The organism is Methanosarcina acetivorans C2A, assembly GCF_000007345.1.
Classification (GTDB): Archaea; Halobacteriota; Methanosarcinia; order Methanosarcinales; family Methanosarcinaceae; genus Methanosarcina; species Methanosarcina acetivorans.
In genome coordinates, this window is sequence record NC_003552.1 from 3,758,078 (window position 1) to 3,782,490 (window position 24,413).

The 24,413-nt window shown below is 44.1% G+C and carries 23 protein-coding genes and 1 pseudogene; 15 read left to right on the forward strand and 9 right to left on the reverse strand.

Annotation, left to right across the window (positions count from 1 at the left end; genetic code table 11):
* Positions 1-68 precede the first annotated feature (68 nt).
* Both glmM and glmU read left to right on the forward strand, forming a co-directional pair.
* Positions 69-1,373, forward strand: coding sequence for a phosphoglucosamine mutase (gene glmM, locus MA_RS15830; RefSeq protein ID WP_048065583.1), 1,305 nt, complete (start codon positions 69-71; stop codon positions 1,371-1,373).
* Positions 1,370-2,563 (forward strand): bifunctional sugar-1-phosphate nucleotidylyltransferase/acetyltransferase, encoded by a 1,194-nt coding sequence (glmU, locus tag MA_RS15835; RefSeq protein WP_011022964.1) that lies wholly within the window; start codon positions 1,370-1,372, stop codon positions 2,561-2,563. Before glmM ends, glmU begins: the two co-directional genes overlap by 4 nt.
* Before the next feature lie 119 nt (positions 2,564-2,682).
* Here the strand turns inward: glmU and MA_RS15840 are convergent, their stop codons facing one another.
* The gene (locus tag MA_RS15840; RefSeq protein WP_048065584.1) at positions 2,683-3,210 is read right to left on the reverse strand and encodes a hypothetical protein; all 528 of its coding nucleotides are present in this window, start codon (positions 3,208-3,210) and stop codon (positions 2,683-2,685) included.
* A 71-nt stretch (positions 3,211-3,281) separates the two neighbouring features.
* On the opposite strand from MA_RS15840, the gene MA_RS15845 reads away from it, so the two are divergent.
* On the forward strand, positions 3,282-3,503 hold the full coding sequence (locus tag MA_RS15845; protein WP_011022966.1) for a hypothetical protein: 222 nt from the start codon (positions 3,282-3,284) through the stop codon (positions 3,501-3,503).
* A gap of 537 nt (positions 3,504-4,040) precedes the next feature.
* Positions 4,041-4,316 (forward strand): hypothetical protein, encoded by a 276-nt coding sequence (locus tag MA_RS15855; RefSeq protein WP_011022967.1) that lies wholly within the window; start codon positions 4,041-4,043, stop codon positions 4,314-4,316.
* Here MA_RS15855 and MA_RS15860 read toward each other — a convergent pair.
* Entirely contained in the window at positions 4,313-4,492 is a 180-nt protein-coding gene (locus tag MA_RS15860) for a hypothetical protein (RefSeq protein ID WP_162013086.1), read from the reverse strand. The genes MA_RS15855 and MA_RS15860 overlap by 4 nt on opposite strands.
* A gap of 737 nt (positions 4,493-5,229) precedes the next feature.
* Between MA_RS15860 and MA_RS15865 the strand changes: the two genes are divergently transcribed.
* Both MA_RS15865 and MA_RS15870 read left to right on the forward strand, forming a co-directional pair.
* Positions 5,230-6,348: an AAA family ATPase gene (locus MA_RS15865; protein ID WP_011022968.1), complete on the forward strand. Its 1,119-nt coding sequence runs from the start codon at positions 5,230-5,232 to the stop codon at positions 6,346-6,348.
* Positions 6,349-6,994: 646 nt separating this feature from the next.
* Positions 6,995-7,255 carry a hypothetical protein gene (locus tag MA_RS15870; protein ID WP_048065588.1) on the forward strand — a complete coding sequence of 87 codons (261 nt, stop codon included), beginning with the start codon at positions 6,995-6,997 and terminating at the stop codon, positions 7,253-7,255.
* A gap of 255 nt (positions 7,256-7,510) precedes the next feature.
* Here MA_RS15870 and rnz read toward each other — a convergent pair whose 3' ends face one another.
* Together rnz and MA_RS15880 are read right to left on the reverse strand one after the other, a co-directional pair.
* Positions 7,511-8,428, reverse strand: coding sequence for a ribonuclease Z (rnz, locus tag MA_RS15875; RefSeq protein WP_011022970.1), 918 nt, complete (start codon positions 8,426-8,428; stop codon positions 7,511-7,513).
* 139 nt (positions 8,429-8,567) lie between these two features.
* Positions 8,568-10,451 (reverse strand): alpha-amylase family glycosyl hydrolase, encoded by a 1,884-nt coding sequence (locus MA_RS15880; RefSeq protein WP_011022971.1) that lies wholly within the window; start codon positions 10,449-10,451, stop codon positions 8,568-8,570.
* Positions 10,452-10,904: 453 nt separating this feature from the next.
* Here MA_RS15880 and cobA point away from each other — a divergent pair, with 453 nt between their 5' ends.
* Positions 10,905-11,672, forward strand: a complete 768-nt coding sequence (cobA, locus tag MA_RS15885) for a uroporphyrinogen-III C-methyltransferase (RefSeq protein ID WP_011022972.1) — start codon at positions 10,905-10,907, stop codon at positions 11,670-11,672.
* A gap of 20 nt (positions 11,673-11,692) precedes the next feature.
* Positions 11,693-12,532, forward strand: coding sequence for a uroporphyrinogen-III synthase (locus MA_RS15890; protein ID WP_011022973.1), 840 nt, complete (start codon positions 11,693-11,695; stop codon positions 12,530-12,532).
* A gap of 140 nt (positions 12,533-12,672) precedes the next feature.
* Here the strand turns inward: MA_RS15890 and MA_RS27300 are convergent.
* Both MA_RS27300 and MA_RS29490 read right to left on the reverse strand, forming a co-directional pair.
* A pseudogene (locus MA_RS27300) lies at positions 12,673-12,900 on the reverse strand (hypothetical protein); the annotation flags it as partial.
* Between the two features lie 722 nt (positions 12,901-13,622).
* Positions 13,623-13,757 (reverse strand): hypothetical protein, encoded by a 135-nt coding sequence (locus MA_RS29490; RefSeq protein ID WP_282678825.1) that lies wholly within the window; start codon positions 13,755-13,757, stop codon positions 13,623-13,625.
* Positions 13,758-14,331: 574 nt separating this feature from the next.
* On the opposite strand from MA_RS29490, the gene ahbC reads away from it, so the two are divergent.
* The 5 genes from ahbC (at position 14,332) to MA_RS15910 (ending at position 18,930) form a co-directional block, all read left to right on the forward strand.
* Positions 14,332-15,531 (forward strand): 12,18-didecarboxysiroheme deacetylase, encoded by a 1,200-nt coding sequence (ahbC, locus tag MA_RS15895; protein WP_011022974.1) that lies wholly within the window; start codon positions 14,332-14,334, stop codon positions 15,529-15,531.
* 631 nt (positions 15,532-16,162) lie between these two features.
* The gene (locus MA_RS15900) at positions 16,163-16,390 is read left to right on the forward strand and encodes a hypothetical protein (RefSeq protein WP_048065590.1); all 228 of its coding nucleotides are present in this window, start codon (positions 16,163-16,165) and stop codon (positions 16,388-16,390) included.
* 44 nt (positions 16,391-16,434) lie between these two features.
* Complete coding sequence (locus tag MA_RS27305; RefSeq protein WP_157860279.1) at positions 16,435-16,611, forward strand: hypothetical protein; 177 nt, start codon at positions 16,435-16,437, stop codon at positions 16,609-16,611.
* A 194-nt stretch (positions 16,612-16,805) separates the two neighbouring features.
* Positions 16,806-17,864 (forward strand): hypothetical protein, encoded by a 1,059-nt coding sequence (locus MA_RS15905; protein ID WP_011022977.1) that lies wholly within the window; start codon positions 16,806-16,808, stop codon positions 17,862-17,864.
* Positions 17,865-18,270: 406 nt separating this feature from the next.
* The gene (locus MA_RS15910; RefSeq protein WP_011022978.1) at positions 18,271-18,930 is read left to right on the forward strand and encodes a molybdopterin-dependent oxidoreductase; all 660 of its coding nucleotides are present in this window, start codon (positions 18,271-18,273) and stop codon (positions 18,928-18,930) included.
* A gap of 195 nt (positions 18,931-19,125) precedes the next feature.
* On the opposite strand, the gene MA_RS15915 is transcribed toward MA_RS15910, so the two are convergent.
* Positions 19,126-20,040 carry an aminoglycoside phosphotransferase family protein gene (locus MA_RS15915; protein ID WP_011022979.1) on the reverse strand — a complete coding sequence of 305 codons (915 nt, stop codon included), beginning with the start codon at positions 20,038-20,040 and terminating at the stop codon, positions 19,126-19,128.
* A 596-nt stretch (positions 20,041-20,636) separates the two neighbouring features.
* On the opposite strand from MA_RS15915, the gene MA_RS15920 reads away from it, so the two are divergent.
* Positions 20,637-21,590 (forward strand): phosphotransferase, encoded by a 954-nt coding sequence (locus tag MA_RS15920; protein ID WP_011022981.1) that lies wholly within the window; start codon positions 20,637-20,639, stop codon positions 21,588-21,590.
* Positions 21,591-21,714: 124 nt separating this feature from the next.
* Complete coding sequence (locus MA_RS15925) at positions 21,715-22,479, forward strand: HAD family hydrolase (RefSeq protein WP_011022982.1); 765 nt, start codon at positions 21,715-21,717, stop codon at positions 22,477-22,479.
* Positions 22,480-22,662: 183 nt separating this feature from the next.
* On the opposite strand, the gene MA_RS15930 is transcribed toward MA_RS15925, so the two are convergent.
* Positions 22,663-23,550, reverse strand: a complete 888-nt coding sequence (locus tag MA_RS15930; RefSeq protein WP_011022983.1) for a class I SAM-dependent methyltransferase — start codon at positions 23,548-23,550, stop codon at positions 22,663-22,665.
* Complete coding sequence (locus tag MA_RS15935; protein ID WP_011022984.1) at positions 23,532-24,338, reverse strand: class I SAM-dependent methyltransferase; 807 nt, start codon at positions 24,336-24,338, stop codon at positions 23,532-23,534. The genes MA_RS15930 and MA_RS15935 overlap by 19 nt, the downstream gene beginning before the upstream one ends.
* Between the last annotated feature and the right edge of the window lie 75 nt (positions 24,339-24,413).

A 24,413-nucleotide genomic window follows, 5' to 3' on the forward strand; every position in this document is an offset into this window, starting at 1 on the left:
AGAATTATAAATCTAACAACAGAATAGGAATTTCAGAACGGAACTTCATTAAATATGGAATGGGATTTATGAAACTCTTCGGATCTTCAGGAATTAGAGGCATAGTCAATAAAGAAGTTACACCCGAACTTGCACTACAGGTAGGGCTTGTTCTGGGAAGCCGAAAAAAGACCGCGGTTATCGGGAGGGACCCCAGAGTTTCGGCGCCTATGATAGAGCACGCCCTGGTTGCCGGGCTGACTGCAGCAGGCTGTGATGTTACAAAGGTGGGCATGGTAACCACCCCTACCCTGGCATACGCAGCCAGAGAATATGAGTGTGGAGTAATGGTTACGGCTTCACACAACCCCTCAGAGTATGTAGGGATAAAGTTGTGGAACCCTGATGGCATGGCTTTTGATTCGGCTCAACAGGAAGAAATTGAAGATGCTATCGAAAACGAAAACTTTTTGCGAGTTACCTGGGACCTCATAGGAAAAGTTGCTGAAAACGGGAACGCCATTCGGGACCACATGGATCTGATCGAGGGGTTAGTAAGGGATTCAAAACTGCGCGTCGTTCTTGACTGCGGATGCGGAGCCGGAAGTACAATCACTCCATATCTCCTGCAGGAACTCGGCTGCCAGGTAATAACCCTGAACTCCCAGCCTGACGGACACTTTCCAGCAAGGAATCCTGAGCCCAATGACCAGAACCTCTCTCTGCTTAAAAAAGCCGTTGTGGCTTTCGAAGCCGACTTCGGAATAGCCCATGACGGGGACGCAGACAGGATGATGGCAGTCGACGAAAAAGGCAACTTCGTCTCCGGAGATGAACTGCTGGCAATCTTCGGGCGTTTTGAGTGCGGAGACGAAAAAGGAACTGTAGTCGTGCCTGTGGACACCTCCATGATGGTTGACGATTATCTTGAAGGTTCGGAAATCATAAGGACAAGAGTTGGGGATGTTTACGTTGCAGAAGGCATAAAGCAGTACGGAGCCATCTACGGCGGAGAACCATCAGGAAGCTGGATTTTCCCGAAGATTTCCTACTGCCCTGACGGGATATATGCTGCTGCGAAGCTTGTTGAGATTGTCAGGGAAAAGAAATTAAGTGAACTCAGGGCAGAACTTCCTGTCTATGCCACAAAAAGGGGAGCCTTTCCGTGTGCAAATGAAAAGAAAGCCGAGTTAATGGAAAAGGTAAAAACGAAACTTGAACCCCTTGGAAAAGTCCTTGATATTGACGGCATCCGCGTGGAACTCGAAAATGGCTGGGTACTTGTCCGCCCCTCGGGCACGGAAGCGAAGGTAAGGATTACGGCAGAAGCCCGGGAAAAAGTAGACGAAATCTATGAGATGGCAGAGAAAATCGTAAAGGAGGCGCTTAAATGAAAGCAGTTGTCCTCGTAGCAGGCAAAGGCACAAGGATGGAACCTCTTACCTCCGACTGCCCGAAAGTGATGCTTAAGGTTGCAAACAAACCGATACTTGAACATATCCTGAACTCAGCCATAGAAGCCGGTATCGAGGGTTTTATCTTCATTACGGGATACCTTGAAGAACAAATAAAAGCCCACTTCGGGGACGGAAGCAAATGGGAAGTGAGCATTGAGTACGTACAGCAAAAAGAGCAGCTTGGGACTGCAAATGCGATAGGCTATGCGAGGGGACATGTTGAAGGAGCTTTCCTTGTACTTAACGGGGACATGCTAATAGAACAGGAGGACTTAAAGGCTCTGGTTTCAAGGGAAGAAGAGGCTGTTATCTGCGTAAAAGAGGTAGAAAACCCCTCTGATTTCGGGGTGCTTGAGACCGAGAATGATAAAGTGGTCAGGATAATTGAAAAGCCGAAAAACCCTCCGACCAACCTTGCAAATGCCGGCATTTACCTTTTCAGGGAATCCATTTTTGACTTCATTGACAAAACCCAACCCTCCGTGAGAAGGGAACTTGAGATAACAGATTCCATCCAGATGCTTATCAACAGCGGGGCACCTGTGGGCTACAGCTCCCTCGAAGGTAGGTGGATTGACATAGGATATCCGTGGGACCTTCTTAAAGCAAACGAACACCTTTTAAAAGACCTCAAAGGCAGCTGCGAAGGTACCGTTGAACCATATGCAATCATAAAAGGAGAAGTTTCAATCGGAAAAGGCTCTCTCATCCGAAGCGGGTCCTATATCGAGGGGCCTGTGGTGATAGGTGAGAACTGTGACATAGGGCCTAACTGCTTTATCCGCCCTTCAACTGCAATAGACAACCATATAAGGATAGGAAATGCTGTGGAAGTGAAAAACACAATTATTTTGGAAGACACTCACGTAGGGCACTTGAGTTACGTGGGAGACAGCGTAATAGGCCACCATTGCAATTTTGGGGCCGGGACGAAGGTTGCAAACCTCCGCCATGACGGAAAGAACATAAAGGTAATGTTGAGAGGCAGGATCCTGGACTCCGGTAGAAGAAAACTCGGCGTGATCATGGGAGATGATGTGCACACAGGCATCAATACCAGCATAAATATTGGCGTGGTAATGCACAAAGGAAGAGCCACACTTCCCGGAGAAGTGGTCAAGCACTGAACTTGGCAGCACAGTCAGAAAAAGAAGCAGGAGCCCTTCCTTAATCCGGGGGAAAGGAAGGGAAGCCCGAGATTTTTTATACGAATCTTTATTTTTTAAAAAGAACTTTTTTAAAGGGTTCAGGAATACAGCTGTTTTATGCTCCAGAGCACTGTTTTTCGGAAGAAACCTTCTACTTCCACATCTAGAGAGTCTTCATTCATCTGTTCTACAGCTTTCCTTAAAGGATCATCCGAATCAAGTATCCCTCTTACAGTTTCTTCGTCGGATTCCACAACTATGGTGGGGCCGAACTGTGAATTGGGATCATTGGGAGTATCATATTTGTAAAACTCGCCTACTTTCCCACCCCTCATAAGTGCGGTTACGTAAAGCATCTCACCATTCTCAAGTTCAATTTTTCCTGCAATTTCTTCACTTGCCACCAGTCTTTTAACAAGTGAAGGCACGTTATCGAAGTTCTCGTTATAAAGCTCCGATTGTGCACTTAATTCCGAAAAAAGATCGTTCTCCGTACTGGAATTAATAGGAGTTGAAAAGGTTTCAGCTGCTGTAATGTTACCCGCACCTGAAGCCGCACCTGCGGAACAAACAAGCAAAAAAACAACCAGAAGAGAAACCATAGCCCTATTTTTCAAATAAACCATGATTGAAGATAAGAAGCAAGGATATAAAAAAGTTCTCAATAGAAACAAAAACCCGGCAAAAAGAGAGAAAAATGGAAAAAATTGAACCTTCCGGGGACAGAATAGCCACACACTTACATAAACAGGACAACGAACCCTGTTTTCATTGCCCAGAGCATGAGCTTTTGAAGCAAGCCCGCATCTTCAACTGTTACCTTCCCGAACTTCAGAGCTCCATCGAATTCCTGAACCTAGAACTAGATTCAATAATTGAACGAACTGTAGACTCATCGTTCCTCACGGTTAATGAGTGAGTCCGCATCGGATAATGCCGCAAGTCGTTCAAACTTGACAAAATCCGCACCTTCCGTGGAGCCCCAGGCGTATATCTCTCCCCGTTCTCAAGGCCTATGACAAAAAGGATCTATTCGTCCCCACGAGACTCTTCAAAAAACCGGGAGCAAGGTCGAGATTCTGGTTGTAAACCCCGATATTATAATCAATTAAAGGAATTATATGATCTTAAGAATGACATATCTATATAAAAAATAAATCTAAAATTTTCAGTTTATTGGCGCTCCTTGATCAATTCGATCTATTCCGGGACTCAGTACTTGAATCTTTTCAGTTATCTTTCCCTGCGCCGCAAAGGGCTGGACCCTCCCTGCCAACCAGAAACAAGATACCACCAAGGCGATATCGCAATTAAGAAGTAAAATGTGCTTAAGAAATATCCTTCTGGTTGAGAGAATACGACCCTTAACCCCTAAATCTATTTTCAATTCAAATAATTATCAGCACCACCGCCAGCTGGTCTGGCAATTCATCAAAAAAAAGAAAGAAGTGCGGATTTGAGAGGAAAAACAAAACGAAATATCTGCCTTTTAACCTTTGGATTCTCTCTCGAACTCACAAATGGCCAAAAGCTTTCAGGCTCCTTTTTCTCCTTTGTCTTTTTCCGTCTATTCGATAAAGCCCGCTCTCCTATGTTTCTTTATTTTACCGTCGTTTTTAATTTAGTCCGCTTGAGCGAAGCGAAACTCGGGAAGCATATCAAAATCAAGTTAAAATCGAAAAATAAAAATAAAAAACTTGCCGGGATAAGTTTTATCCGGCGGCAAGATTAAAGTTTGAGAGAGGGTCTGAACACCTCAGAACAGTACTTATCGAAGATCTGGTCTTCAACCTGTTCGCATATTTTCTTGTAATCTTTTGACTTTGGGTCGTGTTTGCTCATAGTCTTTTTGACTTCAGCGTTCATCTTGTCAAGAGTTTTCTGGTCAAAACCTTCCGTGTTCTCCATAGTAAACATATAAATCATACTCTGGAACTAACTTAGTTAGATGCTTAACATCTTTTGCGTTATTTATATTTCGATATTACTTATACAGCATTACTGTATAAAAATATTTAGTATGTGGTACGCTGGTAATTAATTACCGGCTTTTAACTATTTTGAGAATAATTTCAATTTATAATTAAAATATATATATTATATATCTAATATATTAGCTTTCTATATTAAAGCCTCTAATATATTAGTTTTCCCTTTAATCCAACTCCATTCTTACTTCAAATGAATAGATCAGAGGGATCTGCCAGAGAATCCGCCACAGAAGCCCCGTTATTTAAACAAAGAATTCGTTGAAGCCTGCATAAACGGTTGTTCAAGCAAATATTAAACAATAAACCTTTATTCTTACTCCTATAAATATTTTACATCAGAGAGATGTCCTTCAGGACATAAATTTCTATAGATAAAGACCTGAATATATTATACATTCGTACATTAAACTCTGAATATATAATAGTACCTGAAGTCCATAGATGTGCCCACAGAAATTTGCAGATAAAATCCAGGGAAAATAATGCCCAGCAAGAATGCTTTTTCAGTAAATGGTATTTTTTCTGCTGAACCAGGAGAAGTCTTTCGCAATCGAATCCCCATACGGCTCATAGGGTTAATTTTATTAGCTCTTCAGGTAACTATAAGGTAGAGAAAAATATTCGAATTAGAAAAGTATTCGAGTTGATAACAAAGTGCGACCGGTCTCACAAAGAGTGAACGCGAAAAAGACTCACGAAAACAGTACCGAGTTCGGGAAATCCACGTCCGAACTTCTGATCCTGAAACCTGAAGGATACCCCCTGAGCGGCATGATGGAAGAATACCCTGTCATTGAAAACAGGGACGTCTTTGAATTCTATGCCCGAGAACAGTGGAACGGATATGTTGCCCGCAAAGGAGATTATCTTTTTGACAGGAGAATGTTTCCTGACTTTGCATACCGCATTATAGATGTGGAACCTGCAGAATCAATAATCGGAAACTCGACAGCTATTATCGTAACCGAAGAGGAAAACGGAATCTCTTCCTCTGCGGAGATAAAAAGTGATGTCATATTTGAAGATGTGATAGGGCAGGAACTTGCAAAACAGAAGTGCAGGCTGATCGAACGCTTTCTGGAAGAGCCCGAACGTTTCGGGAAATGGGCACCGAGAAACATCCTGTTCTTCGGACCATCAGGCACCGGAAAAACCATGCTTGCAAAAGCCCTTGCAAACAAGACCGATGTGCCCATCATTCCGGTCAAGGCTACCCAGCTAATAGGGGAATATGTAGGAGACGGAGCCCGCCAGATCCACCAGCTCTATGACCGGGCAGAAGAAATGTCCCCCTGTATAATTTTCATTGACGAACTTGATGCCATAGCTCTCGACAGGCGCTTTCAGGAGCTCAGAGGAGACGTCAGCGAGATCGTAAATGCCCTTCTTACAGAGATGGACGGGATAGTCGAGCGCGACGGAGTCTGTACCATCTGTTCGACGAACCGGGTCAATGCCCTGGACTCTGCTGTAAGAAGCAGGTTCGAAGAAGAGATCGAATTTGTCCTTCCCGGAGAAGAAGAAATCATCCATATCCTGGAATCAAATGTGAAGACCTTCCCCCTGCAGGTAGAGAAATATGATTTCCAGGCGCTTGGAAAGAAAGCAAAAGGGCTTTCAGGCAGGGACATTGTCGAAAAGATACTTAAAACCGCCCTGCATCAGGCAATAATCGATGACAGGGAAAGCGTCACTGGCAAAGACTTTGAAAAGGCCTTTGCAAAATTGGGCAGAAAAGATTTCACTCCGGATCCGACCCATCTTTATGTATAAACCTGAAAAATATATGTAAAACACGGAGAAAGTGCCTTTTTATCCCTTGAGGAGTTGTTTTTCGGGCACCTCTCTTATATATAATTTTGTTATGCGTTGTTTTACGCGGCTTGTGTCATTTTACTTGAATTGCTTCACTTTACAGACCTGTATCAGTTTACTTGAATTTTTTATCCTGCTTTCGGCAGGTAACTTGTTTTTTTCGCAATATTTTTACTGATAGCGTTTTTGCTAGAAAACACATTATTCCTGATACTAGACATTATTGCAAAAACGACTCATTGTTTATATATGCCGTGAGATTTGGGTCATATGTTAACCAGTTTTGAACCCAACATATATTACATAATGTTTGAAAAACGCCATCATTAAAAATACTTAAAATCTAATGTCGACCTGCCGACTATAGGTTTTATAATTTTTTCCGCGCAGAATACATTCCAGACTAATTTTCCAGCCTGAAGAAGCTTTTTTTTCAGACTCTTAAAATTCGTAAGAAAATTTGAAGAAAACGTTCTTATTGAAACCTCTGGGATAGTTTTATGTATAGAAATCTTTATTCTCTATCAGAAGCCATATTTGAGTCAGAAGCCATATTTGAGTACGGTCTCAACCATATATGAAACAAGATTTAAAAGGGATTCTCATGAGTGAAATACGTGAAGTCGATCGCTTTGAATGCAGGGTTATAAGCGTAATCCAGAACCTGGCCTGGAAAGGTGTGACAGTCGAAGAAAAAGATACAAAAGGAAGGGTGTACTTCGGAAGAGTCAGCGGTGAAATCGAAATCAACCCTGGAGACACATTCTATCTTGGAGTCAGACCTCTCTACGAAATAGAAGACAAGACCATGAGGGTTACCCTCTACGACGCTGAAGACAAAAAACTTGACTGGATCCTTGTCTGAAGAGTCCGGTTCTTATTGCATAAAGATTGTTTCTACAGATTGATTTCTGTAGAGAAATTTAATCCAATTTTTGAACCCTGCTTTTGAAGGAAACTTCAGATTTTCCGCAAAAAGCCCTGTGTCGAAGACTCAATAAGGTATTTTTATTGGATTCATTCAGGCTCGTTAATTCAGATCCATTCATCCGGGGTCTGCTTACTCAGCTTTCTGGATCTGCTTACACAGGTCTATTGAGTTTGTATATTCGGGATCTGTTTACTCAGGCCTGTACGGGATCTCGAGTTCCATCAGGTCTTCGGCTACAATAACATTCTCAAACACTTTTTTCGAATCTTTCAGGATAGGCTCCACATCATCGGTATAACGTGAACTTATATGGGTTAGGACCAGTTTCCTGACACCGGCTTCTTTTGCGAGGGCTGCAACCTCGCCTGCAGTTGAATGCATGGACTCTTCCGCCCACTCTGCCATCTCATCGGCGAAACTGCCGTCATGGATCAGGAGGTCGGCGTCTCTGCTTGCCTCAAGTACGGCTTCACAGGGCCTGGTATCCCCGCTGTACACGATTGTCCTTCCGGGTCTCGGGGTCCCCATGACTTCTTCGGGTCTTACTACCTTTCCGCCCGCTTCCACTGGATTTCCCTTTTGCAGTTTTGAGAAAAGAGGGCCAGGAGGGACTCCAAGTGCGACCGCTTTTTCCCTGTTAAAACGTCCGGGCCTGGGATTTTCAATAAGGGCATAGCCAAGACTCGGGGTGCTGTGTTCGGTCTCTAACGCCCGGACCACATACCCCTCCCCTTCGACAACGTCGCCGGGTTTCAGTTCCATACCATGAATTTCGTATTTAAGGTTGAAATAGCCAAGAGCCTTGAAGAGCTCGGTAAATTCCCGGGTCCCCGCTGGCCCGTAAATCATAAGAGGATCTTTTCTGCCCATGAAAGACATGGTCTGGATCAGGCCCGGAATTCCCAGAAAATGATCGGCATGGAAATGACTGACAAAAATAGAGGACAGGCTCATCATCCCTGTTTTTGCCCGCATCATCTGCTGCTGGGTGCCTTCGCCACAGTCAAAGAGCATAAGCTCCCCTTCTCTGTTGATCATTACTGCTGACGGATTTCTGTTGCGGGTTGGAAGAGAACCTCCAGTACCAAGAAAAGTTATGCGAAGCATACTGAACTCAGTAACACTTTAGAGGTATTTATTGATTACCACCTGAAAAATATCAGGAAATTCATAATGTATTCAAACCGATTAAGTCGAACACGATTAAGTCGAACCTCCGCCTTCAGAAACATTTTTTTCGGCATGTTCAGGTTTCCAATGTCCAGATCCTTCCGTAGTTTCCGGGAATGTTAAGCTGGAAGGCCTCTCCCGCAGAAACTCCCGTTAAATTGTCCTGCCCGTGAAGTTCTTCCCGGTAATTGCCATCAAATGGAAACTTGAAAGGCACTGCCTGCGCCCGGGCTCCGAAGTTCAATGCTACCAAGCTGAAAACCCCGTGATAAGTCCGGGAAAACAGCATGATATTTCGGGACTGATAGAGGGCATAATCATTGTAGAAGTAATGCTCTCCTCTGGAAAACTGAGGGTTATTCCTGCGAAGCTTAACAAGTTTCCTGACAAGATTGACCAGCGACCTGCCTTCGGAAGTATAAAAATATTCCCAGCGCACAGGTCTGTACAAAAGTACTCTTCCCCACCCCTCCTGAGGAAGGAAGTAATTTTCACCGAACTCCTGGCCCTGCCATAACATGGGAATGCCTTTTGCCGTAAGCAGGCTTATAAGGTAAGGCTGTATCCTGTACCAGAGGACACGATCCCCTTCTCTTAAAAGTTCATTATCATTGGGAACTGTTCCAAAAGTACATATAAAACGGGAATGATCATGATTTTCCAGGTACTGTAAAGCGGTTTTTGTGAGTTTATCCCCGTTGTTCTGAACTTCTGCCGGATAATCAATGAGGCCAAAAAGAAAGCCAAGGTCGGTCAACTTTCCAGGATTACCGGCTATTTCCCGGGCTGCAGACAGCGTCCTGTTTTGCCAGGTACAGTTACTGTAAGTTTTATTCAGGATTTCTACAGGTTTTTGAAGCTGCTCGGCACACTGAATGAGGTTGATGGACTCTCCTTCAAAAAACCGTTGCCAATGATCGGAAGAACCTTTTTTTGCTTTAACCAGCTGGTAAGTGTCTCGTACAAGTTTCGTATAACCGTTATCCGAATCCTCCAGCCAGTACCCGGGCACGTAGTCGTATCTAAAACCATCTACATGATAACTTTCAAGCCAGTGGTTGTTGACCGTCAAAAAGAAATCCCGGGTAAATTTGTGATTGAAGTCCGTACTTACTCCAAAAGCATTTTCAGCGAAAGAACCCATGAAAGGGTTTTCTTCCGGAGGATATTCGAGTTCGTTGTACACATAGCAATAAGGAAAAAGATCGCTTGTATGCGCATAAACCGAATCCACTATGACTGCAATTTCTTTCTGGTGAGCCGCATCGATCAACTTTTGCATGCCTTTTCTATTTCCGAAACGTTCGTCCACCCCGAAATACCCTATCGGTGCAAATCCCCAGTCCACCCTTTTCTCAACGTTGGAAAGGGGCATCAGTTCTATACAATTAATTCCCATGTCTGCGAGGTAATCCAGATGAGCAATCGTCCCTTCTATATCATCCGCAAACTCGCTGATCATGAGTTCATAGAGGACAATATCATTTATGAAAGGGGTTTTCCATGCCAGCTCATGTTTGTCCCACTCATAGGGTTCGTACCCGAGGGTGAAAGCGGATAATTTCCCTACCCCGAATTCTCTGGCGAAGGGATCGATAATCCAGTCAATAAGATCCGGCTTTTTTGGGGTTTTAAGGCAATACCTATAAACATATTTTCCAGGGGTTCCCCATGAAGAATAAGGTTTGAGCTTATCTTCAGCTTTGATATTTATCGCTGCAGACCAGTAATCCCCATAGTCCGGGTCCGTCGAATGTTCCATTCCGAAGTTCACTGGAGGTATATCCTGAAGGAACTGGTCCTTTTCATGAATAACCCTCACAAAGAGTTCATTTTCTCCCTCTTCCGACACACCCGGCAAAAAAAGCCCGAAACTTATTCTCCCGAAAGTCTGTTTGTCTTCCCGAGCCCCAAGCTTATGGAGAGGTAGAAGTTTAGGATTATTGGACAAGTTTTCCACTCCTTAACTATTATTGAAATTATGGCTTAGATTTAGGAATTGAAATGCACATTAGAGAATATATGCATCACGATATATATACTGGAGTAACTGTACACATAAATAATAGAGAGATAATAATAAAAATACAGACATATAATGAGTAATAAGAATCCATATAATTTGCGAAACAAGATTTAGGAAAAATGCTCCTTATGATTTACTCAAACTTCATATTCCAGCTAATGATAACAAAAAGGCTGGAAATATTCAGGTTGTAAAAAGAAAATGATAGAGAGATTCAGGATTTATAGAGCTAGAACACAAAGACAAACAGGTACAATAATACAAACAGGTGAAACACAAATGCATTATTTTTGACGCGATTTTCAGGATATTATATATTCTAAAAACTCGTTAACCTTCTCCAGATTACACATTTCTATCAAAAAATCATAAAGGAACCGTCTTCATATGTCAGAAAATTACGGAAAAGTTTACCTTGTGGGTTCGGGTCCCGGAGACCCCGAACTTCTCACTCTGAAAGCCCGCCGGCTCATAGACAATGCAGAAGTAATCGTCTACGACCAGCTTCCGGGAAAATCTATCCTGGGCTCCATGCCGAAAAGTGCGGAAAAAATCGATGTTGGGAAATACGCCGGAAACCACACGATGACCCAGTCCGAAATCAATGAAGTGCTTGTCTGGAAAGCAAAGGAAGGAAAGATGGTGGTCCGGCTGAAAGGAGGGGACCCCTACGTATTCGGGAGGGGAGGAGAAGAAGCCGAGGTGCTTGTAGCAGAAGGCATCGAATTTGAAATCGTGCCCGGGATCACCTCCGCAATCGCAGTACCTGCTTATGCAGGAATTCCTGTAACCCACAGGGAAAGCACATCGATGGTCACCTTTATAACAGGGCACGAGGACCCCACAAAAGAAGAAAGCGGCCTGGACTGGGAGACCCTGGCTAAGTTCGACGGGACCATTGTAATCTTTATGGGCGTAAAGATGCTCAGGCGGAATACCGAAGAGCTTATGAAGTATGGCAAGGACCCGAAAACCCCTGTTGCAGTCATAGAGAGAGGTACCCGGCCTGACCAGCGAGTAACCGTGGGCTCCCTAGAAAACATCGCTGACCTGGCAGAAGAAAGAAAAGTAAAGGCTCCTGCCATCACGGTTATAGGCGACGTTGTCAACCTCCACGCTATTCTTGGCGAGCAGATAGCAGGAAAGGATTTCTGAGGGTTCAAAGAGGTGAAGGTATGACGAATAAGGGCATGACAGAAGAATTAACCGCAGAAAAAATTCCCTTGCTTGCAATCATGAGGCCTGAAAGCTACAGGGAAAAGTCCGAGGCAATTGCCAGGGACTACGGCTTTGAGCCCGTCTATGTCCCCATGATCCAGCTTGAAGGCTTAAAAGATGAAGTATTCGAGCCTTTCGTGCAGAGAGTCGTAAAAGGGACTTCGGATTATGTTGTATTTACAAGCGCAAACGGGATAACTTTCACACTGGACAAGCTCACGAAACCTGAAAAGGAAAAATTCATCGCAGCCCTGAAAAAAACCAGGGTAATAGCAATCGGCCCGAACACGGAAAAAGAGCTTGTGAAGATCGGAATTGAAAAGCCTTTCCTGCCCGGGGATTATAGTTCCGAAGGAATTGTAGAAGCTCTCTGCCCGGAGGTAAAAGGAAAAACAATAGATCTTGCGAGGAGCGCTTTTGGGGCCAAGGTTTTAATAGAAGGCCTTGAACAGTGCGGAGCAACCGTCTATGAGACCCATGTGTACACTCTCAGCATCCCTGAAGGGGCAGCCCAAAAAGAGCTTATAGAACGTACCCTCGCAGGAGAGGTTGATGCCTTTGCCTTTACAAGTTCAATGATGGTCAGAGGCTTCATGAAGCATGCGGAGAAGCTGGGAGCAAAAGATACGATAAAAGAGACCCTCAGCAGAGCCGTTGTAGGCGCAATCGGAACTCCTACGGGAAATACCCTGGAAAAATATGGAGTCAATGCGGACGTAATCCCTGAGGAGTTTACTTTCGAAGCCCTGGTAAAGGCTATGAAAAAAACTATGAAAAACCAGCTCAAAAGTAACTGAAGAACTGTTCTAAAAATATAACTGAAATCTGTTGAGAGCCGCGCTATATGGGAACGATCTCATAAAACATGGCTCTTCTCATAAAACCGGTTCGAAAGAACAACACTTAAAAACCCATGAGGGCTTTTGACGTACAACTATACAAATTTCTGGAATAATTTAAACTCTCCTCTAAACCTTTGAGATGCGTAGAATAGATGTGCTTAGAACAGATGTGTTTAGAACCATTTCTCAATTTTTCCATTTGTCCGGGGATGTCTTACTCTTGAAAATAGGGGTTCGATTCCAGGTTCTTCAATGCTCCTTTTAAACTCAACATCTTATAAACCATCCTTGTTGATCCTGTGAGCTCCGAATTTGCTTCCATAACCATGATGGGCTTTTCCAGGCGAGCGCTGCAGTGCCGTCACTTATTAAATGTATAATGATTATTGATTGCTCCTTATAATCCAAGAGTCACTTTTTTGCAGGTCAGGTGACGAGTATGTCTCTGCGTTTTTCATCATTAAGCACACCGAAGGTGAAAATCATATACTTTTTACATTTAAGAGACAGTTAAGAGACAGTCTAAATGAATGAATTCAGAATAATGCTCTCAATCCGTGTAGTTAAAGTTGCATTCGGCCTCGCACTTTTCCTTTAAGGAATTCTGAAATTCGCCATGAAAGGGATGAAAAATAGTAATATACGAATTCGAACAAATATAAAATTATGGATAAAGTATATAACTTTGGAAAGTTATATACTTTAGAAAAAAATATAATTGAAATGTAATATGATGGGGGAAAAGCAACGGACCAGATGCCAGAAAAATGTGGAGAATGCGAAATGTACAGTAGATCCTACGGATTTTGCCTGAGGATAATGGAATACGTTTCTCCAGACGAAACGGAATTCAGATGCCTGAAAAGTAAAACTGTCCCGGGACAGGAGGCTTTTTAACACTTCAAAATAAGTTTCTTGTAAGCTCTTCGTCTTTTTAAAAACCTCAACTTTCGTTTATTATGCTTCTCTTTCAAACATATGCTCCATTCTCAAACTTTCCTGCGGAGTACACACGCTTTTGACCATTCCGAGGAGAAAACTCTACTTATCCGGAATCATTGCTAATACCCGGAAGAAAGATTTTCAAAGCCATTCCTGCATCAGTCACGATCTGAGACTCCACCATCACCATAACGAAGATCAGGTCGAACCCGGAACTTATATCGTACCCTGCGATCACCTTCAATGCCCCGGCTAACGGCCTGCCTGAACTTGAAGATGCCGTTGGTGGAACTCTATACTACCTATCCGCACTCACCGTTTATCCTTATCAGGATTATCTCCGGGATCCCGGAAGACAACTAGCTGAAACGATAGCAATCGAAATCATGGATAATAGAAAGCAGGATGGAAAACACGCCTTATAACCCAACAATGCAGGCCTCTCGGATGGATTGACAACTTTGAAATAGACGGAGAGCCGGGTATAGAGCAGGGTATGATACATGCAGGGTCGAAAGAACGATAAGAGATATCAAATTCGAAGAGGTTTTATGCCATCGGCAAATAGATACTTTTACGAATCGAAAATATGTAATCGGGAATATTTTTCTCGGTTGACTTAGGGATATTCGGCATTTCTGGTCATATCCTCGAGCCTAGGCATTCTGACCTTAGTTTTATAATTGTGAATGCCCATATAATCACCCCTGTCTCTGCAAATATAAAACAATCAGAAAGTTAAGGTAAAGTAAACAACAATTTAAAATTATTTACTAATTTCTGTAAAACAATCTCAATTTTGACGGATCGATATGATAGGCGTTTCAAAACTTTACTGCGGAACCGTGGAACCTTCTGACGCCCTTCGCTATGGAAGGGAGTCTAATCGGCTTCCCTCTCACCTGCTGCAGTTTTCAAAAGACAAAAAACCGGTAGTAGTCTGGAACATGACCCGCCGATGCAACCTGAAATGCGTCCACTGTTATGCCCAGGCAAAAGACATGGAATTCAAAAACGAGCTTTCCACCGAAGAAGGAAAAGCCCTTATCGATGACCTGGCCGCTTTTGGCTCCCCTGTAATGCTTTTTTCCGGGGGTGAGCCTACAATGCGAAAGGACCTCCCCGAACTTGCTGCCTACGCCCGGGAAAAAGGCATGAGAGCGGTAATTTCCACAAACGGGACTCTCATAGATAAAGACCTGGCAAAAAAGCTCAAAGCCGTGGGCCTCTCCTATGTTGGTGTTTCCCTGGACGGGGTCCGGGAGACAAATGACAAATTCAGGGGCATGAAAGGAGCCTTTGATGCCGCCCTCAGGGGCCTGCACAACTGCCAGGAAGAAGGCATAAAGGTCGGACTCCGCTTCACCATCAACAAGCAGAACGTCCGGGACATCCCTGCCATCTTCGACCTGCTCGAGGAAGAAAACATCCCCAGGGTCTGCTTCTACCACCTGGTCTATGCCGGCAGAGGTTCGACAATGGTGGACGAAGACCTCTCCCCCGAAGAGTCCAGGAAAGCCGTTGATCTCATAATGGAACGGACAAAAGCCTTGCACAAGAAAGGCTTCCCCGCAGAAGTCCTGACCGTGGACAACCACTGCGACGGTCCCTACATCTACCTCAAGCTCCTGAAAGAAAACCCGAAAAGGGCGGCCGAAGTGTTCGAACTCCTGTCCATGAACCAGGGCAACTCTTCCGGAATAGGTATCGGCTGCGTGTCCTGGGACGGCTCGGTGCACGCCGACCAGTTCTGGAGACACTACTCCTTCGGAAACGTCAGGGAACGCCCCTTCAGTGAGATCTGGACCGACCAGAGTGACGAACTCATGGCCGGGCTCAAGCACAGGAAACCCCTTATCCAGGCTAATGCCGACCGTTGTGCAAAATGCAAATGGTTCGATGTCTGCAACGGAAACTTCCGGGTTCGAGCCGAAGCCGTGTACGGAAACGTCTGGGCAGACGACCCCGCCTGCTACCTCACAAAAGAAGAAATCGGATACGATGAAGCCTGAAAAATAATTCAGGCGCCCTTTACCTTTTTTGTATAAGAAGGGAAAAGAATACCCCTAGAGGCTGTCCGACAATTCCTATCAGTAATAAACAAATCTTCTTTTTTAAAAATGTATTATAATACTCTCTTTTTGTCATCTTTTTACTCTATAATTAAATTGTCAGACAACTCGTTTTAGAGTATGTGATCACTAACAATTTGATTTATAAATAAGATTCAGAAGGATATATCTAAGAAGAAATATAGAAAATGAAAATTATATATTAAATTAATAATAGTATTTCAGTACCGCTGTTTGATCACCAGGAGGTATTGTAATAAATACCATTGTGTGCCAAAAATCTCCAGGGGGAGTATTTGGGAAATTGATGTTATGCCTGAGTTTGTACTGGAAATCAAGGATCCATAGATCCTGAAGGGAAAGTGTATTCTTCTTTAGCTGTTTTTATACAGGTTACCTGAAGGATGTGATGAAAGGTTTCAAAGGAGATCTGGCGAACCTGTTAATCTGGATATGGACGGGACCAATAAATAATAACACTATGCTATTATTACAGTACCGCGCTACAGTGCTTAATCTAAACAGGTTGATGGATCGGATACCACATAAAAAATTATCGTAGGAGATATAAATGGACATTGTGGATGTGAGGGAAAAGTACGAGGTCAAATTGATGGATCTGCCTAATGTCAAGGGTGTTTGGACTGGTAAAAAAAATGAAAAGGATGTGATTTTCGTGGGAGTTACACATAAGGTTTTGGATTCCTCACTCCGTCCCGAAGAAAAAATACCAAAAACACTTGAAGGATATGAAGTAGAGGTCGAAGAGATTGGTGACCTGACGGCGTACACCAAGTAATAAGGATAGCGTCATAAAGTATTGAGGACGGTGTACGCCAGGTAGTGGGGGATGGGGTACACCAGGTAGTGGGGGATGGGGTACACCAGGTAGTGGGGGATGGGGTACACCAGGTAGTGGGGGATGGGGTACACCAGGTAGTGGGGGATGGAGTACACCAGGTAGTGGGGGATGGGGTACACCAGGTAGTGGATGTCAGGAACTGGAACAGCATTGAGTAGCAGTTCATAATAGTTGATCAATAAAGATAGCGAATCGGCCAACATCAAATCGATTTTTATTATTTGTTGAAAATGCAGCCATGTTTCAATAACAGTCATACAAGATCAGGTGTGCAGGAAACAACAAATGAATTTGGAATAAAATTAAAAACAGATAAAATAAAATTGAAATTATGTAGGAGTGGGGATAAATTATGGCAAAGAAAGTAGAATCGGCAAATATATGGATGATAAAAGAGAAGGATGCGGAAGCTGCGTCGATGGCGCATAGGGCTGAAGTTGACAAATTCCTGCATCCAGATAAAATACTTCCCAACGTGGTAGGTCTGGCAGTAGGTGCCAAGGTGACGGATGGAAAACCTACAGGCGAATCTGCTCTGATAGTGCTGGTCACACAAAAACTTGAAAAATCAATGCTGCCTGCGGGAGCTATAATACCTGAAGAACTGGGAGGGCATAAAACAGATGTGATGGCGATAGGCATACCCATGGCAGGAGGTGAACCAAAATCGGAAGCTTTCTCACCACTGGCATTGAATAACCGCGTCCGTCCGGCTAAAGGAGGATACAGCGTGGGACATAAAGATATCACAGCAGGTACCATCGCTACAGGTGTTTACGATATCCTGCCTGGAGGCAAGGTCAGCCCGCCTGTACAAGGGATTGGCATGCCGCCCAAATACTACATTCTCAGTAATAACCACGTACTTGCAGCTTCCAATGCAGGACAGATCGGAGATGCGGTGCTGCAACCTGGAGCTTTTGATGGAGGGAAAGATCCGGAGGACAGAATCGGTACGCTGTTCAGATTTGTACCCATCGATTTTTCGGAGCCCAGAGAATCTCAGAACAACACTGTGGACTGTGCACTTGCGCTCGTGGAGTTCTGTAATATCGACCGGGAAATTTACTGGATCGGAGAAGTGCGGGGATGGAAGCAGAAAAATTTCGTAAAGGTAGGGGATCTTGTGAAAAAAACCGGGCGCACCACAGCCTTTACCACAGGCAGGATCACAGCAGTCAATGCAACTGTAGATATCAATTATAGTCAAGGCAAGGTTGCAAGGTTTAAAGACCAGATCATAACCACCTCAATGAGTGAAGGCGGTGATTCGGGTTCACTGATAACGACGCTGGATAATGTGGCTGTTGGGCTGCTGTTTGCAGGTTCCAGTACAGTAACTATTGCTAACCAGATTGAAAATGTCCGGGCACTGCTGAAGGTAGAGGTGGCCGAACAAGTAATCAACTAAACCGCACCTCATTGCCTGAACATGCATAAGCATGTGCAAACAAAGCAAAAAGAATAATGGCAGGATTTATGACAGGATTTGCGCGCATGAGATACAAAACCAGGATTGGCAAACACTGTGAATTAAATTTACATTTTAGGCCGTTGGGTGCTAAATGCTATTGATTTCTCAGTTCAACTGCATAAGTCCTGATTGATTTATCTTTTCTGTTAGTTACACACATTGTTGCTCCTGCTTTTTATGGTTAGAACTCCATGAATTTCTTTTTCAGATATTCATTTATTCAGGTGAGATTGATATTTAGCATATTTGAGGAAGGAATCGTAAAAAAAAGAGGGAGTAGTAAGGAAAAAAGGGAGTAGTAAGGAAAAGAGAGAGGGAGAATTGAGGGAGACAGGAAAAATACATGAAACCGATCTATTTACTCCTGATTTTTTTAGTTGTATTTACAGCCTTTTCAGGCTGCGTATCCGACAGAGGAGGCACGGGAGTCTATGACAACCAGACAGAAACGCTTTCTTATCAGGGACAGCCGTTAACCCCTATTGCACAGCAGCGCAACAACGCCATTAAGGGTACCCAGTATATCGACAGAGAGAGTTACAGGCTGCAGGTTGACGGGCTTGTGGAAAACCCCCGGAATTTTACCTACGAAGAAATAACCGAATTGCCTCAAACTTCTAAAGTTGTTGACCTTAACTGTGTGGAAGGCTGGAGCTTTACTGCAAAATGGACCGGAGTAAAGATAGCTGAGATCTTTGAGGAAGTAGGGGCTATGGAAAATGCAACAACGGTTATTTTTTACAGCGCAGACGGGTATTCCACTTCCCTTGATAAGGACTATCTGCTGGAAAGCGACATCATACTCGCGTATAAATTAAATGATGTGACCCTGCCGCCCGAAAGAGGGTTTCCCCTGCAGCTTGTAGCTGAAGACAAATACGGGTACAAATGGGCGAAGTGGATAGTAAAAATTGAGCTCAGTGACTCACCCTACAGAGGGTACTGGGAAGAATTCGGATACAATAACATAGCCGATGTTGGGGGACCTGCCTTTGAAAGATGAAAATAGAACCCGCAGATAACCCGTCTTTGATGAATCTGCCAAGTCCGCGAAACTCCATCCAGGAAGAAATTCCGACAGAAAAAGATTCACAGGATTTGTATCAGCAGACTTTGTATCAGCAGACATATCTTAAAAAGGAAAAGGGGAAAATGTTGGGGAAAGTGTTTTTGGAGGAGCTCAAGGTATTCATCATGTTCACTCAGGCGGGCCTGAAATATACCATTCTGGTATGTATGTTTCAAATCCATCATACCATTTCAAAACATCTTCGGCTTGTCTGAGCATTGTACGGACTTCTTCCTGTCCATATGAAATTGACCAGGGAATTGATGAAAGCTGGTTGCTTGCAATATATAAAGCCATTAATCTAAAAAATGAAGCAGGTACATCATGATCAAAATATCCGTTTATACGTCCCGAAGCAAATGCGGCACTTATATCTGCGCACCAGGTAATGCGGTTGAATTCCTCCCAGGGATCACCATAATCAAGCCTATCAAAATCAATGACCCCCAGCTCCCCAGATTTTGTAATAATCATATTTCCGGCGTGATAGTCACCATGTTGAAAGCACCGGGGACGACTTTCTAACAGATATCGGTTTTGTTCGAGATACTCGATTATTTTATCTGCTCCCTTTATATGAATTCCACAAGCTTTGTAATTAGTAATATTTCTGTCTATTTTGCGATTGAAATGCTCCGACCATGACAGCTGGTTTTTTGCCGCAGAAATTTGATGCATGATTTTCAATACTTCTCCAGCTCTGACACAAAGCCGGTATTGTTCTTTGCTGCTTAGCTCCGGAAGAGCAGTTTCTGCAGCCTCCCCTTTAATCCAGGTTGTTAAAAAATATACGGACTGACCGCTATTACAAATTCCAAAATCAACCGGGCGTGAGATTAAAATGTCAATTTTATCAAGCTGTTTCATTGCTTGAAAATCTCGCTTCTTTCTCTCATATTGCGATATGTCTGATATTCGGAGTAAAAATACTCTGCCGTCCGTAGTTTGGACATAATATTTCTTATCATTTGACCATCCTCGATTAATTTCCTCAACTATTTGCCAATTACAAGAGTCAGGTATTTCATTATAGATTTTAATCACGCGAACACTCCTGGAAAATAGAATATCCAGCTATGGACCCACCGAAGATTCGGATGAAGATTAACTAAATTTGGATGAAGAGGATATAAATTTCTCGAATGACTTTATACAGTTGTACTTAACAAAAATATTTTATTAATTCATAATATCGCAACTTCTCATCGATTTCATCCGATATTTAAATCCTTTTCTACTGAACCCGAATGTCATCCCAGCCTCAGGACTTCGTTCTTCCGGAAAGGCATCCGCCGTTAAGTCAAAGTAAGAAAGGAGAGGGATAAAAGTCCATATCGAAACACCAATAATAATATAAGATACCCGGGCTATAGTATACTTCTGCCAGTATTGAAGATTCAAGACCGAAGAATCAAATCCTACCACTGGCTACGTTTGGTTATTACAGGGTTTGGTTATTTCTGCCTTTTGTTCCACTATATTTCGTGAGTTATGAGTTATATGATTCATGAGAGCTACACTTCATGAGTGCTACGCTTGCTGGCCTGTATTTCAGCGCATTACTGTTAAAAGGAAGAGAAACTGAGAGGCAAAGAGTATAGTTGTTAAGATTGAGGCTGGAAAAATGGGGGTAATTTGAAGTGGCAGATCGCCATGTTAATACTTTGTATCCTGGGGATCCATTCAGGGACTGGCTTGTTGAAGAAGTTGTAGGGCACCGGATTCGCGATAAAAAGTGCCTTGTGAATGTTTTCAAGCACAATTCCTCTCACACTGTCTGCAGGTATCAGTTCAAAGGGGAACACTTCAGTGTAATGGCAAAATTTTTTGCCGAACCCACAGGCAAGCTGAAGGCTTACAACGCTTACAGAGGCATGATGAATGAATACCGGAATCTGAAAAAAGCAGCTTCGGTAATAAACGTTGCAAAGCCACTTGCAATAAATAAGGATTTTAATTGTGTCCTTGTAACCGAACACGTACCCGGAAAATCCCTGAGATGGTACCTTAAACGCGAAGAGAACCTTTATGAAAAGCTTGCTGCGGTGGCACATATGCTCCGGCAGCTGCATGACAATACACAGTCATACGCTTATAATAAAGAAAATGAGTTCAGGAACTATCACGACGTGCTGGATCACCTGAAACTGGATTACGGTACACGGGATACTTTCAACAAACTCCTTGGAGAATGGTGGTACAGTTCCTTGATTGACCGGGAATGGGGCTGTATGGTCCACAGGGATGTTACCCCTGCCAATTATATTTTCTGCAAAGGAAAACCCTATGCACTTGATTTTGAGAGCTCATGGTATGAAGCAAATCCTGTAAGGGATCTCGGAATCCTTACTGCGGAACTGAAAAACGAGTTCGAATTGCATAAAGGAGGAGGCTGGAAAGCCGAACCGTATATAGGAAACTTCCTCTGGGAGTACAGCCGCGGAGAAAAGGACTTTTACCACGTTACCAGAATTTTGCCTTTCTTCATGAGTGTAGGGCTGCTCCGTTCGGCAAGGCTTCACCAGGGCGAGTACAGGAACTACCTGATAAGGGAAGCCCGTGAATGTTTAAGTGCGATTAATAGAGGAAATTAAGGGAATAATAGAGAGAACCCTAAAAGAAGAATTCTGAAAAGAAGGACTCTGAAAAAAGAACTCCAAAAGGAAATAAGGGCCTGAGGGTAACATTAAGGGGATTGAAAACAATTATTAAGGGGACATGGGAGGCAAGAACATTTCAAAGAACAATGAACCTGAAACCGAAGAGGGCACTATAATCGTTCCCGCCGATCCTATCATAGCAGGGGAAGAGACATTTGAGAGCTGCAAGGTAAAGGGCGTTATTTTTGACTGCTACCAAACACTTATCGATATCCACACCGAAGAACACAGGGTCGAGACTTATGAGACTGTAAGCGCATGGCTTGCCTACCACGGGGTAAAAATAAAGCCGGAAAAGCTGTGGGATACGTACATGTTTAAGGTAGAGGAAAGGATGGACGAATCCCAGGAGATATACCCGGAAGTCAGAGTTGAAGAGATCTTTGCCGAGATCTGCCGGGAAAACTCGATCTGGAAAATCGATGAAAAAATCATGGGAATTGAGACCTCAAGGGTCTTTCGGGCGGCTTCGATACGGAAACTCCGCCCCTTTCCTCAGAGCATAAAGTTAATCGAACACTGCATTAACATCCCCAAGTGCATAATCTCAAACGGCCAGCGGGTCTTTTCCGAACTGGAACTCCGGTTCCTCGGGATCTACGACTACTTTGATTTTGTTATTTTCTCTTCCGATGTGGGGTACAAGAAACCTGACCTCAGGCTTTTTATGACCGCACTCAAAAGAATGGAACTCGAACTAGAACCCAGGTGTGTTATGTCCCTCGGGGACTCTTACGAAAACGAGATCCTTCCGGCAAGAAAGCTCGGGATGCGAGCAATGACCATTGAAGAAGCCTGGAAACATTATGGGATAACTGACTGATTATTAAAGGCCGATATTTAATAACAGGTTGGTTTTTAAAAAATGAAGATGAGGACATTTGAGGGCTCTCCCTTATCAACAAGCCTCTCCTCAGCCTTTTAAGACCAGCTATTTCCGGGCACTTTTTTTCCGTTCCTACCCTCCAATACATCTCTTCCTTCCGTAAAACTCCTGCCCGAATTCTCAGGCGATGCCTTTCAACTCTTTCCTTCGAACAGCCGGATCCCACCAGACCACAGCAGACCGATATTTTCTGACACATGGGCCGTCACCGGAATCTCTGTACAGGGCCTCTCGAATTGCCTCTTCAACCTCAGGCGTGATCTCCGTATAGATCGAGTAGAAAACCCTGTACATCCTGAACATATTCTCAAATGTCCTCATACTTGTGTAATCGATAACTCGTACCTGAGGCACCCTTCCATGCTCGTATAGAAGGTTATATATCACCGGGAATTCGGAATACTGCGGAGAAGGGACATCTCCCATGATCTTCTTCCAGAGTTCGGCTTCGAACCTCTGCCGGGTTCCTATGCTCCCGACCACGCAACAGTGCCCCCGCGTCACCTCTTCCATCCTGCGGATCTGGGCCATAATATCACGGAACATCCAGATAACGGTTGAAGTGATGGTAAGATCATACCGGTCCTGCAGCTCCGAGCTGGTCACATCCTGCCAGATCTTCGGGATAATGGAATAATTATTTACTCCTGCTTCCGTAGCATTCTGACGGATCATACGGATCATTCCCTCAGCAGGTTCAACAGCGGTCACATGGTCAACTCTCCGTGCGAACGGAATGACAAATGTTCCGGGGCCCGAGCCAACCTCAAGGACCCTGGCATGTGGAGGAATGACACCATGGAGATCAAGTGCGGCATAGACTGACTCTCCAAACTCGTACTGGTTTGTCCGCCTGGATTCCGAGTAATCCTCCGCCCGTTCGGTCCAGTCATTGATCTCGTAGTCCCTGCGCATTATTTTCGACCTGGAATCATAGCTATCTTCCCAAAGCCTGACCCAATCGATACCGGATATAAGAGAGCAGTCCATCATGCTACTTTCCACCATAAAACCCCCATCCTGCCGCTAACCTGATATAAGCCGTTCTTAGCCCGACTCTGTACATAGTCCCGAATAAACGCGCTGTCACTGGCATCCAGGGGCCGGTGCTTCTCTACAAGCTTGCTGGTAGAACTAACTGCGGAGGCAACCGACCGGCTAAGAGTATAATCGACCACGTTGACATTCGGATGTACCCCGGCATCATTGAGAAGGTTTAATATCGTGATGAACTGGTCAAAGTCGCCTTCATCAATCCCCAGAATGTCCAGCAGTTTGCTCGTCTCGGCCGGAGCTTCGAAGCCGTGGGCAAGACAGCAGTAACCCCTGGAAACTGCCTCCATATGCCGGATCTGGGGGAGAATGTCCGGAAACTGCCAGAGGGCGTGACAGCAGACGACCAGATCGTAATTCTTCGCATATGCTGCCGCATCCACCTCCTGCCAAGTCTGCGGGATTACATCGATGTTAGAAAGTCCCCTTTCCTGTGCAGATGACATAAGTGCTGCTGCCATCCTCTCTGCAGGTTCGACCGCAGTCACCCTGCTCACCCTCTCTGCAAAAGGGATCGTTATTGCACCCGGCCCGGATGCAATATCAAGAACATGCCAATCTTTTTTCAGCAACCCTTCCCGTTCAAACAGGCCGAGGATATTCCGGCCGTGATTACAATCACTTGCCAGAACCATATCTGAATAATCCTCCGCCCGCCGGTTCCAGTAACTCGTATTGGAAAGCCGATTCATCTCACCGATGCCTTCAGCCCAGACTGTCTCCCAGTCGATCCGTAAAGTCATAATACCTCATCCGGTTTCACATATAGCCATATATTTGTGTTAATATGTAGCAATTTATTTTTCAATTGTCTTAGA

Excerpts from the sequence above, each read along its gene's own strand:
- ahbC (WP_011022974.1), top strand. The coding sequence starts at position 14,332 with ATGATAGGCGTTTCAAAACTTTACTGCGGAACCGTGGAACCTTCTGAC.
- MA_RS15890 (WP_011022973.1), top strand. The coding sequence starts at position 11,693 with ATGACGAATAAGGGCATGACAGAAGAATTAACCGCAGAAAAAATTCCC.
- MA_RS15845 (WP_011022966.1), top strand. The coding sequence starts at position 3,282 with ATGGAAAAAATTGAACCTTCCGGGGACAGAATAGCCACACACTTACAT.
- MA_RS15925 (WP_011022982.1), top strand. The coding sequence starts at position 21,715 with ATGGGAGGCAAGAACATTTCAAAGAACAATGAACCTGAAACCGAAGAG.
- MA_RS15900 (WP_048065590.1), top strand. The coding sequence starts at position 16,163 with ATGGACATTGTGGATGTGAGGGAAAAGTACGAGGTCAAATTGATGGAT.
- MA_RS15910 (WP_011022978.1), top strand. The coding sequence starts at position 18,271 with ATGAAACCGATCTATTTACTCCTGATTTTTTTAGTTGTATTTACAGCC.
- glmM (WP_048065583.1), top strand. The coding sequence starts at position 69 with ATGAAACTCTTCGGATCTTCAGGAATTAGAGGCATAGTCAATAAAGAA.
- glmU (WP_011022964.1), top strand. The coding sequence starts at position 1,370 with ATGAAAGCAGTTGTCCTCGTAGCAGGCAAAGGCACAAGGATGGAACCT.
- MA_RS15860 (WP_162013086.1), bottom strand. The coding sequence starts at position 4,492 with ATGGAGAACACGGAAGGTTTTGACCAGAAAACTCTTGACAAGATGAAC.
- rnz (WP_011022970.1), bottom strand. The coding sequence starts at position 8,428 with ATGCTTCGCATAACTTTTCTTGGTACTGGAGGTTCTCTTCCAACCCGC.
- MA_RS15935 (WP_011022984.1), bottom strand. The coding sequence starts at position 24,338 with ATGACTTTACGGATCGACTGGGAGACAGTCTGGGCTGAAGGCATCGGT.
- MA_RS15840 (WP_048065584.1), bottom strand. The coding sequence starts at position 3,210 with ATGGTTTATTTGAAAAATAGGGCTATGGTTTCTCTTCTGGTTGTTTTT.
- MA_RS15870 (WP_048065588.1), top strand. The coding sequence starts at position 6,995 with ATGAGTGAAATACGTGAAGTCGATCGCTTTGAATGCAGGGTTATAAGC.
- MA_RS15930 (WP_011022983.1), bottom strand. The coding sequence starts at position 23,550 with ATGGTGGAAAGTAGCATGATGGACTGCTCTCTTATATCCGGTATCGAT.
- cobA (WP_011022972.1), top strand. The coding sequence starts at position 10,905 with ATGTCAGAAAATTACGGAAAAGTTTACCTTGTGGGTTCGGGTCCCGGA.
- MA_RS15905 (WP_011022977.1), top strand. The coding sequence starts at position 16,806 with ATGGCAAAGAAAGTAGAATCGGCAAATATATGGATGATAAAAGAGAAG.